A 14,451-nucleotide genomic window follows, 5' to 3' on the forward strand; every position below is an offset into this window, starting at 1 on the left:
ACAGAGGGATTTGAACCGCCGATACGGCAGGGAAAAATCCCGTGGGCTCAATGGGTTTGCTTGAGCGGTAACGCATGACGAGCCCTGCGCCATAGCCTGCGTGTCATTACATTGCTGAGCACGCCCAAGGCAAATCACGCCGGCGATGCGCCGCTTTTGACGTTATATGTCCAGCACCAATCGTGGAGATTTTGATCGTGAACAGCAAACCAATATCGTATCGTTCGCCGCTTTTTCATCAGCAGTGAGATACACATCGCGATGGTCTGGTTCACCCTCTAAAACATCACAGAGGCATGTGCCACAAACACCCTGCTCGCAGGATATTTCGATATCAATACCTACTTCAGCCAGTGCTTGATAAATGGTCTGCCCGGTCATGACATTGACGGTTTTACCGCTGCGCGCCGCCACAACCTCAAAACCAGACCCATTGGTATCAATGTCGGCCTGAAAGTATTCGCGGTGAATGTGTGCATCAGGGTAGCCGAGTTCGAGAGCATTATTGATAACCCACTTCATAAAACCTCCCGGTCCACATGTATAGATGTGAGCCGTGTCCTGGCTGCCTCCTAATACGCGTTTGAGGTCCAGTTTGCTTTCAGGTTCATCGTCGAAGTGCAGCTGGACGGCTTGGGAAAATCCGGAGAGCTCCAACTCTTCAAGAAACGCACTTCGGCTACGTGAGCGTGCGCAATAATGCATTTCAAACGCCTTGCCCCTGGCTTCAAGTGCATAGGCCATGGCCAGCATCGGTGTGATGCCAATACCCCCTCCGAGCAGGATTGAACGTTCGGCATTCAAGTCCAGCGGGAAATGGTTACGAGGCAGGCTTATGTTTACCCTTACGCCTTCAAGCAATTCCTGATGGACTGCAATGGACCCACCCCTGGATTGAGGATCTCTCAATACCCCAAGGCGATAAATGCCTGCGTCAGCGGGATCGCCGCACAACGAATATTGGCGGATCACATTTGAGGGTAGGTGCACATCAATATGGGCACCGGCCTCAAAGGTCGGTAAATTGCCGCGGTCTGCCCGCGCCAGCTCGATGACGACCACATCATCACCTTGCAGCACTCGTTTAAGCACGACTACGTTTAGGAGTTCATTCATCGGGTAATACCTGTACGCACGCGGGAAGACAATTCATATTGATGGTTTAAAAAAGCTCGCCAATCTTCATTCAGCCTGATCAAAAACACGCATAACACCGGCCTTGAGTGACGTGTGGGCGAGTAAGCCTTCTTCACCCAATTCATGACCTGCGCCTGAATCCTTCATGCCGCCGAAGGGGAGGCTGAGATCCAGCACATTGTGGTTATTGATCCAGATAGTGCCTGCCTTCACGCCGCCGAAGAAGCTCGTGATCCGATCAACGTTTTTGGTCCAGATACTGGCACCCAAACCAAATGAGGTCGCATTGGCGCGCTGGATAACCTCACGGTCGTCCTTGAAGGAAAAGGCTGTTAGCACCGGCCCAAAAATCTCCTTTTGGGATGTGATGCTGTTGTTTGTAAGGTCGGTCAAAATGGTAGGCTGAATATAAGCGCCAGGGCTGTTGATCGTTTCGCCCCCACACAGTAATTCTGCACCGGACTCAAGGCCCTGGTGGATCATGCTCATCACCTTGTCGCGGTGGGCGTGATGCACGAGTGGACCCATCTGCGAACTTAAATCCAGACCCGGGCCAATTTTGATGGTCCGTGCGATTTCAGCGACTCCCGCAGTGACTTCGGCGTAGTGGCGTTCGTGGACGTACAGCCGAGAACCTGCGCAGCAGTTTTGACCATGATTGCCGAAAATAGCCCAGGCAGCGCCGGGAATAGCGATGTTCAAATCGGCATCTTCGGCGATGACTACCGGTGACTTACCGCCGAGTTCAAGCGTGTATTTTTTCATCAGGGGCGCAGCTATTGCGGCGATTCGTTTCCCTGTCTCAGTCGAGCCTGTAAAACTTATCTTGTCCACGCCAGGGTGCGCAACAAGCGCCGCACCTACTTCATGACCCAGGCCGGTAATGACATTGACAACTCCAGGTGGAATGCCAGCTTCATTACACAGCTCCGCCATGCGCAAAGTAGTGAACGGGGTTTGTTCAGCGGGCTTGAGAACAATAGTGCACCCCGTTGCAAGAACAGGCGCCAATTTCCAGACCGCTTGGCAAAGCGGCACGTTCCACGGGGTAATTGCTGCGACGACACCCAGTGGCGATCGTTTTGTGAAACCAAAGAATTTTTGATCCGGCAGGTAAGGAACGGACAAGTCCAGGGTTTTTCCAGAGATTTTGGTGGACCACCCGGCCATATAACGCAGCGTATAGACCGACAGGTCCGCATCGAATGCGCGAGTGTTTCGAATAAGGCGGCCACTGCTGAGCGTCTCGAGTTCAGAAAGCTCCTGAGCATTTTCCGCAATCAAATCAGCGAGCCGCAGCATCAAAGCTTCACGTTGATAGGGTCTCATTCTGGACCAGGCGCTGTCTTCAAATGCCTTGCGTGCAGCGGCCACTGCCAGGTCGACGTCAAATTGGTCTGCCTGTGCGATTTGACCTAATTCAAGACCGTTACTAGGATCGGCGATAGAAAAGTATTTTTCTGAATGCGGGTCCCTGAACTCACCATTAATGAAGATTTGGGTACGTTTGCCGATCCTGGATTTAGCCCCAGCGGTGAGGTGTTCGTAGTTATTTGCCAATGTCATGATCGAATGCCCATTGTTATTGTTTCAGGGGCCGCTATCGTACTAGCGGAATATAAAGGAAATTAATATCCCGCACCGTCAAGAGTTGGACAATGACAGCAGAGGTACCTATTGTTGCCCTTGCTGCAACAAAGGCGAATCATCCAGGTGGTGCGTCCAATGTCTCACTTGCGTGTAGGGCGGATTGGTTTTTGCTGATCGTGCCCTAGGTCGTGGACCGCGACTGCACTAAGCTGAGACGATGACGATATCGGGTAAAAAAGTGGTGCATCTAACCGGACCGGTATATCTGGCCTGTATGGATACAAGCAAGTATGGGCTTTAAGGCGAATTAAGAGTGTTGTATAATTTCTGGAATTTTTAGGTAAAAAGGAAATTCTTAATGAGGGTTGCTAAAAACAATCAAAAGACTGAAGAGAAACGTACGGCTATTTTGGTCGAGGCAAGGATGGTATTTCTCGACTCGGGAAATGCTGGATTCAGTATGAGAAGCGTGGCTAAAAAAGTCGATATGTCGCTGAGTCATCTTCAATATTTTTTTCCGACCAAAGATCAACTATTTTTGGAGATGGTCAGGTATACCGTAAATGACTATCTGAAAAATTATAAACTCATAATGATAGAGTCCTATAATAGTCCCGAACAACAGATGTCTGCTGTGTTGGATTATTTGTTTAGCGATCTCATGCGACTGGATGTCACAGCTATCTTCGTCGAGCTCTGGGGGATGGCACTCCGGGATGTAGAGGCGCGCCTTTTTCAGCGTAAACTGTACAGAGTCAATAGGCGAAAATTTTCGACAATCCTTACCAGGGTTTACCCTGACGCATCGCGTGAGACCATCAAACGGGTCGCAACCCAGGTGCTGTTACACATCGATGGCATTATGGTGCTTTACATGGTGGATTGGCCGGATGCGCAGAATTATGAGCGAATAGTTCAAGACGCTAAATCCATCATATGGAGAATCATGGAAAATATCGCTCAGAAAAAAGAGACTAGTCAACTGCCGTAGCTATGGCATTTTTCCGAACCAAGAAAATCTTATTGGGATTTCTGCTGGTGCAATCACGAATGCGCCGAATCTGTGCGTTTATCGCCATTGCCAAGTAATGCACCAAATCACGCGAAAGAGGGGACAGCTTCCTGGATTGGCGCGAAATAATTTGTACTTGTGTTACATTCAAGGCGTGATAATCGATAGGAATAGCTTTTAATGTGCCGTTGCATAACTCATCAATGACGGGAAAGTCACTGAGTATTGTCGAGGCTATGCCATTGCGCGTGAGGTCCAACATTATCTTCAGTGAGTTTGAAGTAATGTAAGGCTGGAAGTGAGCGCTGCTTTCACTTTGCAACTGATCAATAATCCCTCTGATCCGGTACTCAAGCGGGGGGAGAACAATATCTTCGTCAGCCAGGTCTTGAAGACTGAGTATCGATCTGCCCGCCAGCGGATGGTCGGGGTGGACAATAGCTCTCATGGGTTGGTCGAAAGAATGGAGCCTATTGATGTTGGCGGTCTTGGTAGGGGAAAACACCAATCCTATGTCTGCTTCGTCTTCAGCGACCATTCGCTCAACTTCGTGAGAGGGCGCAATCAACAGCTCAGTGTGCGATTGTCGGTTAGCTTTGAAAAATTGATAAAGCTCACCTATGGCCTGAGTACTAAGTAGTCCTTCGCCCACCGCAATGCTGGTTCTATTTAAATATCCTTCTTTGAGTTGGCCGAGTTTTTTCAAAAGTTGATTGTGATGACCCATACGCTCAACATAATAATCAACTGCAGCCTGACCAGCGGCGGTCAGGCAGATCCTGTGAGTACCTTCTTGTATGAGCTGAATACCTAGATCGGACTCCAGTTTTGCAATCTGGCGACTGATGGAGGAGACGGCGAGCTCCAGCTCTTCGGCCGCCGCGCGCATGGTTCCCAGTCTGGAGCTCAAATACAGATACTTGAAGCGTTGATCTTGAAGCTCAGTTTGGGAATTCATCATGGGTGCCTCGCACGGTTCGCATCATCAAGTTTTTTATTATGCTGACGAATCTATGCTAGTGAATGCCGGTAAGCAATACTGCGGGCTAGTTTTTTTGGTCAGTGACCTACAATATTTTTATAGCTTTTTGATCTAAGAAGGCGTTTCTGTCTGCACCGAAATTTGCGGTTCCAGATTGCACGTTTAACGTTCTATGGGACGCTTGATTGCTGAGGTACCCCTGATTTCCTGGCTTGATCAGCTGTGCTGGCGCTTGAGGTGATACGGTGCGGGATTAACTATGGGTGTGTCGCCAGTGACGAGATCAGCGACCAGTTGTCCGGCTGCTGGAGAGGTGCCAAAACCATGCCCTGAGAATCCGCAAGCAAGCGTCAAGCCCGGGATTTTATCCACGGGGGATATCACTGGGAGGCCATCCGGCGTTACATCGATCATGCCAGCCCATTCGAGCTCTATGGTGGCTTTTTTAAAAGCGGGCCAAGCTTCAGTGAGATTGCGTAATGCAGCCCGATTCAGTCCGTGATTGACGTTTGGGTCTATTGTCCGTCTCTGCTCGAAAGCAGAGGGACCTTGGTCAGAACTGCGTCGCGACAGGGCCAGTTCTGTCATGAACTCTCGTCCCAGGGAAAGATTCATGTTTTTCCATTGGGAACGCAGTGTGGAAAAGTAGTGATGCCCGATCAGCAAGCTGTCAGGTACGATCGGCACCATGAAAGCTCCCCGGTTCGTAATGATGTATCCGCCGTCCTGGTGTTTGCGAAAAGAGATATCTGGAGTGCCTACTGCGACTTCAGTCATGCCCTCTATCGTCAGAGGAGCGGTCCGAAGGACTGAGGCGACTACCGGTAACGTCAAGAGGGGAACACCGCAGGCAGCCAGAAAGCGTCTCGACCACATGCCGCCGGAAAGGATTACGTTATCGCACCGCACTTCCCCCCGCTCGGTTACAACACCGCTTACTCTGCCTGCCGACATGGATAGCGCTCGCACCGCGCAGTTCTCCACGATGATAACGCCTTTTGCAATAGCCGCCCGTGCGATGGCACTGCTGGCAAGAGTAGGCTCTGCTCGGCCATCAGAGGCTGTATAAATTCCGCCTGCCCAATCGACGGTGCACCCTGGAGAAAGATCAGTGATTTCTCTCGCCGTGACCAGGCGTGAGTCGAGCGAGGCATCAGCGACTGAGTTCAACCATTCTTGATGTGAAGCCATTTCCGCGGCGGAGCTGGCGGTATACAAAATACCGGTCTGTCTGTAGCCAACATCGGCATTGAGCCGTTGCGCCATGGTGCCCCATAGTTTTTCTGCGGCGATTGAAAGAGGGAGGTCCAGTTTGGCCCGCCCCATTTTCCTGATCCACCCCAGATTTCGCGAGGATTGTTCGCCAGCAATTCGGCCCTTTTCAAGTAGTGTGACGGGTATGCCACGTTCTGCCAGCGACAATGCCGCAGTGAGTCCGATAATGCCCCCTCCGATCACCACCACTGTCGTGGCGGCAGGAAGAACGACAGAAGTCTGAACGGGAGAGATAGAGGGGGCCAAGTTTCTTATCCTTGATACTGTATACGTTATCGAAAGTGCACTGAATCGCTACGCCCTGGGGCTGCTAAGTGTCACGTGTTGTTATGAGTAATCGTGATTTCTTTGACATTGGCCTTTGAGACCCCGCGATAGGCGGTGACTTCAATTTCAACTTTGTATATCTCAGATCCCAGGGGAGGGCTGGTCAGCGTCAGCGTTGGATTAATACCGCGCATTTTTTCTGCGTAGGTGGCCATTACGATATCTATGTCCTTCGCAAACGGTATGAACACGCGCGCGGCAACGATATCGCCAAGCGAAGCGTCAACGGCCGAAAGGGCATGTTCTATATTGGCCAAGACTTGAAGGGTCTGCTCAGCCGGGTCTTCGGGCATTTCCTTTGTGGCGGGATTGCGGCCGGCGGTATTGGATACGAAAATCAGATCGCCGACGGCGATGAGGCGCGAATAGCTACCCAGCTCCTCAAACTTGGATCCGGTTTTAACTTTAATAACGTCGATAACTTCTTTCATGTGGAGTGTCCGATATTCAATGAAGACTCTGGAGGCGCGCTGGCCGTGCGGGCTTAACTTAGCGTTGGGGTTTCCCAGAGATTAAGTTTGACGCCTATGCCTTTTTCGCAGGCGTTGCGATAAATAACGGTGCCCCACGCAACATCTTCTACCGGCATACCGCCGACCGACATAATGATGATTTCATCGTCGTTTTTGCGGCCGGATGCTTCACCGACAACAATCTTGCCCAGATCCTCGAGCTGGTCAGGTGACATTTTTCCTTCGTCGATCAGATCCAGGAATTGGATGCCCACTACTGGCACGATGTTGTGCACTGGCTTGGGATTTTCTTCATGCCATGCCTGGTAGAGAGAAGGATTGTCCAGAACCTTGCGGATGTCGGGTGACTGCATGCCTTCATCGATACTCGTCAAGGCGGGCATGGACAGGAACGTACCAGGGCTTACCCATTCACGCTTCACCACAGGATAGGCAGAGGCATCACCAATTGCTCCGGAATTGCAGAATGTGACGATGTCACAGTCGCGTACCACAGCTTCGTTGGTGTCAACCACATGAATGTTGACAATCTGCGGAAAAGTCTCACGAACCCACGATGTAAACGCATCGATATTTTTTTGGCCGCGTCCCTTGACTTTAACTGTGTCAATCTCAGGACATTCGGCAACGAATGCCGAAAGTGAGGTCTTCGCCATCACACCTGGACCCAGAATGCCAACAACCTTCGAATTCTTTTTGGCCAGATGGCGGGCGCCTACGCCAGGCACGGCGCCTGTTCGATAAGCAGAAAGAAGATTCGCTGACATGATTGCCAGAGGAGCGCCTGTATCGGCATCGTTGAGTACGAACAGAAGGATGGAGCGGGGGAGGCCCTTCTCTCGATTCGCGATGTTGGATCCGTACCATTTCATCCCTGCTGTTCGAAATTGACCGCCAAGGTACGCAGGCATCGCCATGAAGCGTCGATCGGGAGTAGGTTTGGGCATGCCCGGAAAAGGTGAGTCTTCGGGAAATACCACCACAGATCCGTGGGAATTGTTATTGGGACCTGCCATCCGGTAGTCACCGTGGTACATCAGGGAAAACATTTCTTCCATCGTGTCAACGCAGGCTGCCATATTGGTGACGCCCGCCTGAATCATGTCCGGTTCGGAGAGGTAAATGAAATCAATATTAGGTAAGTTGTGCATAGTCGTTGATGCTCATTTTGAAATACTGCTCTTGCCGCTGATACGAACCTTTCTCAGCGGAGACGTGATCTGACCGGTTGCGCTTTAACCTTCAACGCCGTTGTCATTCTGAATCGAACGGTCCAAATCGCAGGGCCTTCGAATAATCGGGTGAGCCATGGCGGTTATGCGCTTTTTTCAACGCTTAACTGCTCCAAATCAGCCTTGGAGCATTCGCCATGAGTTCTGGCGCTCAAGCTAAGCTAGGTAACAGACCACCCTTATCCTACAGTTCGTTTTTTTGAACTCGATGACATTCGAGGCGACACTTGTTGTGGTAATGACAACGCTTGCGCTAGCAGGGTATAGCGGCTATTCCGGTCAAGCACCGATCAACATCATTGCCTAAAAAGCAACATGATTCCTGGTTGCTGTGATTGTGGTCCGATTTCTATGTCAGTAATTTCCTTGTCTTGTTTTTGCAGATTCGACAGGAGCCTTTTCATGATTTCCCCCATTTCTGACATTTCCCTGCTGGAAGAGCGTATTCGGGTACTTGAGGCCGAATCTGCGGTTCGCCATTTACTGAATCGGTATATGTTTTTGTGCGACGTTCCCGGGCCTGAAACACGTGAAATCGAGCTGGGCCAATTGTTCTGCCAGGATGCAGTTTGGCAGGGGGTCGGATCTCGGTATGCCCTTAAGTTTGGTCGTGTAGGCGGACGCAAAGCGATAGTGGCGATGCTCATGAGTTACCTGCCGCCGGCTCCACACTTTCTGTCAAATATGCACTTTCTTTCCGGTGAGCAGATATCTGTCGATGGTTTTCAAGCCAAAGGCCGATGGGTAATGCAGCAACTCAGTCGCTACGAATCTGGCCAATCAGGATCAATTGTCGCCGCCCTCAGCGTGGAATTTCTCTGGGAGGCAGACGCCTGGCGCATCTCCTCTTTTTCAACTGAACGCGTTGATGCCTTTCGTCTCGAGAATGTCCAGGGGGCGTCACTGTGAGCCCTCTGGTCATTGAAGGTTGCATCGGGGGGCCAGGTCGGACGGTCGCCATCAAGGATTCTTTGGATGTGGCAGGTTGGCCAACACGGTGTGGGAGTCGTGCTTTCGAACACGCCCCGCCAGCCCAAGACCATGCAACTGTTGTGAAGGCGCTTCTCGACGATGGTTGGCAAATCATTGGCAAGACTGTGCTGCATGAGCTGGCTTTCGGTGTGACCGGTATCAACGAGTGGGCTGGAACGCCAGTTAATCCACAGGCACCTGATCGGATACCTGGTGGCTCTTCCAGTGGCTCAGCGGTCATCGTTGCTCAGGGGAATGTGGATGTGGCATTGGGTACTGATACAGGAGGTTCTGTGCGCATGCCGGCTGCCTGCTGCGGGGTCTTGGGTCTCAAGCCATCGTTCGGTCGTTTGAGTCGTCACGGTGTGTATCCGGCCTCCAGTTCTCTTGATGTTGTAGGAACCATGGCTCGTGATCTCGAGACGCTCGTGGCTGCGATGACTTCAATGGACTCAACTTTCTCGGCGCATAAGCCTCTCGGGAAATTTCGGGCAGGTTTAGTCAATGTCTCTTGCGATCCTGCGATTGAGCAAGCCATACGGGACGAGATGAATCGTCGCGGCTGGGACTGGGAAGTCGTCACGCTGCCGCTTCTTGATCAGGCATTCGAAGCTGCATTGACCGTCATTAATGCTGAAACGTGGGCTGCCTATGGTCATTACACCGGCCAGGCTTTACTGGGTGCCGATATTGAGGCGAGGTTACTGCGTGCGGCCAACACCGATGCCGTGGCCGTACAAGCTGCGCATGCGGTGCGCATGGCATTCAGCGAACAGGTAGACCATTTGCTGGAACGCTTCGATACACTCGTCCTTCCGAGTTTGCCTCGTCTGCCACCGCTGTTGGTTGATGTATGCAAGGGTGAATCGGTGATCGATCTGACGCGCTTCCTCAGGCCGTTCAACTTGAGCGGGCACCCGGCATTGAGTGTGCCAATTCCCTATCCGGGTTCCTCCATTAAAACCAGCCTGCAACTCATCGGAGCAAAGGGTGAGGATGCACGTCTGTGTGCCATTGCTGGTGCGTTCCTTTGAATAAATCAGCGTTCGTCATCGAGCGCAGCAAGCACGCGGGTCAGGCGGTGCAATCACCAGGCGGTGCAAAAAGTGACTCAGTTCCTTCTCGGGCGACCAAGGACCTGATCAGGGATGTCACCAAAAGGTTGCAGCGTTGCAATCTGTACAACGAATGTCGCTTACGGTGTCATCGTTTTCGCCGCGAAGTACTGCAAGGATACCGGTAGGCCGTACCCCATATGAAGCCGGCTACATGTGATGCGCAATCTACATCGCGCCGACAATTAGAAGGACACACTTGAACCAGATTCAAGCCGATTGCCAAGGCCAGGAATATACACTGCACATTGATGCCTCATTGAATAGGCGTCATAAATCGTGTCATCGAAAACAAGTTCCTGAGTACCCGCCTTTTGGCAAGATAAGCGTTTAGTGAACTTGGCAACGAGTGGAGGGCGATATAAAGAATAGCCAGGCTGCGGTTTTCAGGGGCAGCGGGCAGGTATCGCTTGCGCTTGAGGAGCGCTCGCGTTGGTCCGCAAGGATGCTGCTGCATCGATTTATTTCCGTTATTCATAAAATAATTAGAGTGGAGAATTGGGATGACAGAGCTATCCGAGCCCCTATCTGCAGATGTGCCTGCAGGCGGCCAGCAATTAGAAGGTAATCTAAGTGCTTATAAAATCGCGTTATTGGTGATTGCAGCCGCAGGACCGTTAGGGGCGGTTCTCACCGCGGCCCCCATCGCTTTTGAGCACGGTAATGGCGCTGGCCTTGCCGGAGCATTCCTGCTGGCAGGAATTCTGATGATTTTTTTCTCAATAGGGTATGGCGAATTAATCCGGGCGATCCCGGGGGCCGGCGCATTTTACAAATACCTCACGGTGATCTTTGGACGGGGCGTAGGAGCGGGGGCGGCATGGGTTGCCTTAGCCTCTTATCTGGCGATTACCACGGCAATTGCTGTAGCGTCCGGGTATTACACGAATATGACCATGCAAGGGTTTGGTATTGATATCGGCTGGGCAGCATGGACCGTCTTATACATGGGGGCGATCTGTTACCTGGGTCGGGCGAATATTGATTTTGCCGCAAAGATCCTCGTGCCTTTGGTGCTTGCAGAGTTCTTTGTGCTTTTTCTACTGGGTATTTCCATATTCTTGGATAAAGGTCTTAACGCCTTCCCGGTTCAAGCCATCTCGATAGACGCAATAATGTTGCCGGGGCTGGGGGTTGGGCTCATGGTGGCGCTGGCATCATTCCTCGGTGTCGAGTCCGCCGCGCTTTATGCGATGGAAGCCAGGAAGCCTGCAAAAACCATTCCGCATGCCACTCGTTTGGCGGTCGTTTTGGTAGGCGTCGCCTACCTGATCATTATCTGGCTGATCATCGGTGAGGTTGGGTTTGACTCCATCAAGGACGAGGCAGCAATAGCGAAGGGCGGGTTGGTCATCAATTTGTTCACGACTCGTTTGGGTAGCACGATGGCGACAATTGTTTCCCTCATGCTGTGCACCAGCAACTTTTGCTGTTTGTTGTCACTGCATAATGCTGCGACGCGGTATGTTCAAGTTTTGGCCAAAGACAGACACTTGCCGAATGTTCTTTCACATGTTCATGAAACGAAAAAATCTCCAGCCAATGCAAGTCTTCTTGTAACCGTGCTCGTTGCGCTGACCATTATCGTCTCTTCCTCCCTGGGCTATGACGCCTTTGTATTTTTGTTTCCCGTAACGGTGGCATTGTCGACGCTTGGATTGATAGGGCTTCAGACATTTGTCACATTGGGGGTCGTCGTTCACTTCAAAAGAGCCAACGATAAACGGTATTTTAAAACGTTACTCAGCCCGCTCATCGCACTGGCTGGGCTGAGTACTGCCGTTTATCTCATCTACGATAATTACGGCATGCTAACGGGCAGTGAGTCTGCCTGGGTCAATGGCACTCCATTACTTCTGGTTGTCTTATTTCTCTACGGGATAATCAAGGGGCGCATCAGGAAAGCTGACTCGTCCGGGATCAAATGATATAGGCCATGCCTACACCGCCGTTAAGCTTGATCCAGGTGGATTGACGCTTGTTGTCTTTAAAACAATAAACCTCTCGCGGTCGGCGGTTGATGAGGTGTGGGTGCGGGCTTAAGGTTATTTCAAAATAACTCTAGTCACATTGCGATAGAAAGGTAATTAATTGTGAGCGATTTAATTAACGTTGTCGGGCTTGATATGGAGCCCGCAAGTTTGGTCAAGCACGACCGCGTGCACACGTCGTTGTACACCGATGCCAAGCTGTTTGACATGGAACTGGAAAAGATTTTCTACAGTACCTGGGTCTGGGTCGCGCACGTCAGCGAGATCCCGGAGGCGGGCAGCTACAAAAGCACCTACATCGGCAAGCAGCCGGTGATCGTGGTGCGCGACCGCAAGAAACAGGTCCATGTGCACCTCAACCGCTGCCGCCATCGCGGCGCTACGGTATGCGAACACAAGAAGGGCAAGACCAACAGCTTTGTCTGCCCATATCACGGCTGGAGTTACGCGCTGGATGGTTCACTGCGTGGTGTGCCGAGCCCTGAAAGCTACGGTGATTGCCTCGATAAGGGCGAGCTGCCTCTGGTCAGCCTGCGTGTTGAAGAATATGCGGGCATGCTGTTTGCCACTCTCAAGGATGACATCGAACCACTGGTCGACTTCCTCGGGCCTGCCAAGAAATGGATCGACCTGTTCATGAAACAGGGCGCCGGTTACCCGATCAAGGTCCCAGGCGAGCACCGTTTCCGTTTTCCGGGCAACTGGAAAATCCAGTTGGAAAATACCACAGACGCCTACCACTTCCCGCTGGTGCACAAGTCATTCCTGGCATCGGTAGATGAGCAAACCCTTAAACTTTTCGACTTCGTTGAAGGGCCGGGTTACGTCGAAGACCTTGGTAACGGGCACAGCGTAATGGTGATGATCCCCGACTTGGTGGATCTTGAAGCCGATCTCGACAAACCGATCCCGGAGCGCTTCGAGGAGCTTGCTGCGCAATTGCGCGAAGACGGTATCGAAGAGCAGCAAGTACGCCGTATTGTTCGTGCTGTCGGTGGCTCGGGTTTCAATCTTAACCTGTTCCCCAACGTTGCCTGTTCCATGGCGTTTTTTCGCGCGCTGCAACCGATATCGGTGACAGAGACGGAAATTCATCACTCGGTAATCACCATGGACGGCGGCCCGGCTATAGCCAACCGCTACCGCCTGCGTTTGCATGAGCACTTCCAGGGGCCGATGGGCTTTGGTACTCCGGACGATTCCGAAGCCTGGGAGCGTGTGCAGAAAGGCGCCAGTGCTGGCGAAGACCTGTGGATCATGTTGAACCGTGGCCTGCCGGGTGAGAAACCGACCGAAGACGGGCTGGTCAGCGACGTAAGCGCCGAGACCGGCATGCGCGCTGCTTACCAGCAGTGGAAAAAGATGATGACGGCAGAGACTAAGTAAATGAACCTGCAATTACTGAATCAAGTCACCGCTTTTATCTGGGCTGAAGGCGACATGCTCGACCATGGCGAATTCGACACCTGGTTGAGCCTGTGGAACGAAAAGGGTACTTACATTATCCCGATCAATCCCAAGGAAGAAGACTTCGAAAACACCCTCAACTACGCCTATGACGATCATCACATGCGTCAGTTACGAATCCAGCGTCTGACCGGAGGTGATTCGATTTCCACCAGCCCGCAGCCGCGTACCGTGCGCACCCTGTCACGTTTTCGTGTGCTATTCGAAAGCGATGAAAAAGTGACGGTCCGTTGCGCGCAAAACGTGCGGGAGTTCCGTAAGGACTCGCTCAAACATTACAGCGCTGACATCGTCTACGAGCTTGAGCGCGTCAGTGATACTTTCAAGATTCAGCGTAAGTTGATTCGTTTGATCAACGCTGACGACGCGCTCGCCGGGATAGGTTATATACTTTAAGTTAACAGTTCGGGTGCCGGAGACGAGGAGTGTCCGCACTGTTTCTGCCGGCTATAAGAGCGGTGCCTTCTGATAATCGCCAAGCGTTTTGATCGGAAGGCACTTTGTCGGGGTTTAACAGTGTCTGCTGAGGGTGTCGGTTATAGATTTAAATATCAGTCTCTGTAGAGACGGGTGTTTTCTGTTGGGTCAGCATAGTTAAGTTTTTAACGCTTCTTATACTTGGCACATGCTCTACAGAAAAAACACGTCAGACTCGATTGTTGTACAGATAATAATACTCATGTTAGGCCTGGTAGAGAGTTATTCAAGCAAGCTATCGCGAGGAGGTGAAAATTTAAAAAAAACGCTACAGATGTTTAAACATAGATTGCGCAACTATTAATCAGTAGCTCGCATTGACTACCCTAACGACTGCAGAATCCTGGCGGCATTTAAATGCAGGTGAGGAATAGCCCATTTAATGTATCGCTTAACCCAAT

General features: G+C 51.5%; 12 protein-coding genes. 6 read left to right on the forward strand and 6 right to left on the reverse strand.

From position 1 onward, the window contains the following. Positions 1–162: 162 nt before the first annotated feature. Together BFQ00_RS08530 and BFQ00_RS08535 are read right to left on the reverse strand one after the other, a co-directional pair. A complete protein-coding gene (locus BFQ00_RS08530) occupies positions 163–1,116 on the reverse strand; it encodes a PDR/VanB family oxidoreductase (protein ID WP_065884352.1) in 954 nt (317 codons plus the stop codon). A gap of 66 nt (positions 1,117–1,182) precedes the next feature. Beyond that, positions 1,183–2,703, reverse strand: coding sequence for an aldehyde dehydrogenase family protein (locus BFQ00_RS08535; protein WP_065933192.1), 1,521 nt, complete (start codon positions 2,701–2,703; stop codon positions 1,183–1,185). A 382-nt stretch (positions 2,704–3,085) separates the two neighbouring features. Here BFQ00_RS08535 and BFQ00_RS08540 point away from each other — a divergent pair, with 382 nt between their 5' ends. Continuing rightward, positions 3,086–3,718 (forward strand): TetR/AcrR family transcriptional regulator, encoded by a 633-nt coding sequence (locus BFQ00_RS08540; RefSeq protein WP_065933193.1) that lies wholly within the window; start codon positions 3,086–3,088, stop codon positions 3,716–3,718. On the opposite strand, the gene BFQ00_RS08545 is transcribed toward BFQ00_RS08540, so the two are convergent. From BFQ00_RS08545 to BFQ00_RS08560, 4 genes are all read right to left on the reverse strand, one after another. Then, a complete protein-coding gene (locus BFQ00_RS08545; protein ID WP_242527063.1) occupies positions 3,702–4,700 on the reverse strand; it encodes a LysR family transcriptional regulator in 999 nt (332 codons plus the stop codon). The genes BFQ00_RS08540 and BFQ00_RS08545 overlap by 17 nt on opposite strands. A gap of 237 nt (positions 4,701–4,937) precedes the next feature. Further along, the gene (locus BFQ00_RS08550) at positions 4,938–6,242 is read right to left on the reverse strand and encodes an NAD(P)/FAD-dependent oxidoreductase (RefSeq protein WP_065933195.1); all 1,305 of its coding nucleotides are present in this window, start codon (positions 6,240–6,242) and stop codon (positions 4,938–4,940) included. 71 nt (positions 6,243–6,313) lie between these two features. Next, entirely contained in the window at positions 6,314–6,754 is a 441-nt protein-coding gene (locus BFQ00_RS08555) for a Rid family hydrolase (protein WP_003232737.1), read from the reverse strand. Between the two features lie 53 nt (positions 6,755–6,807). Further along, the gene (locus BFQ00_RS08560; RefSeq protein ID WP_065884348.1) at positions 6,808–7,947 is read right to left on the reverse strand and encodes a tyramine oxidase subunit B; all 1,140 of its coding nucleotides are present in this window, start codon (positions 7,945–7,947) and stop codon (positions 6,808–6,810) included. A 483-nt stretch (positions 7,948–8,430) separates the two neighbouring features. Here BFQ00_RS08560 and BFQ00_RS08565 point away from each other — a divergent pair, with 483 nt between their 5' ends. The 5 genes from BFQ00_RS08565 to BFQ00_RS08585 all read left to right on the forward strand — a co-directional run bounded on the left by BFQ00_RS08565 (position 8,431) and on the right by BFQ00_RS08585 (position 13,969). Beyond that, a complete protein-coding gene (locus BFQ00_RS08565) occupies positions 8,431–8,937 on the forward strand; it encodes a nuclear transport factor 2 family protein (protein WP_065884347.1) in 507 nt (168 codons plus the stop codon). Next, entirely contained in the window at positions 8,934–10,034 is a 1,101-nt protein-coding gene (locus tag BFQ00_RS08570; RefSeq protein WP_065933196.1) for an amidase, read from the forward strand. The genes BFQ00_RS08565 and BFQ00_RS08570 overlap by 4 nt, the downstream gene beginning before the upstream one ends. 584 nt (positions 10,035–10,618) lie before the next feature. Further along, positions 10,619–12,043 (forward strand): APC family permease, encoded by a 1,425-nt coding sequence (locus tag BFQ00_RS08575; RefSeq protein WP_065933197.1) that lies wholly within the window; start codon positions 10,619–10,621, stop codon positions 12,041–12,043. Between the two features lie 165 nt (positions 12,044–12,208). After that, the gene (locus BFQ00_RS08580) at positions 12,209–13,492 is read left to right on the forward strand and encodes an aromatic ring-hydroxylating oxygenase subunit alpha (RefSeq protein ID WP_065884344.1); all 1,284 of its coding nucleotides are present in this window, start codon (positions 12,209–12,211) and stop codon (positions 13,490–13,492) included. Continuing rightward, entirely contained in the window at positions 13,493–13,969 is a 477-nt protein-coding gene (locus BFQ00_RS08585; RefSeq protein ID WP_003232726.1) for an aromatic-ring-hydroxylating dioxygenase subunit beta, read from the forward strand. The last annotated feature ends 482 nt before the right edge of the window (positions 13,970–14,451 follow it).

This window comes from Pseudomonas sp. 28 E 9, assembly GCF_900004785.1.
GTDB lineage: Bacteria > Pseudomonadota > Gammaproteobacteria > Pseudomonadales > Pseudomonadaceae > Aquipseudomonas > Aquipseudomonas orientalis_A.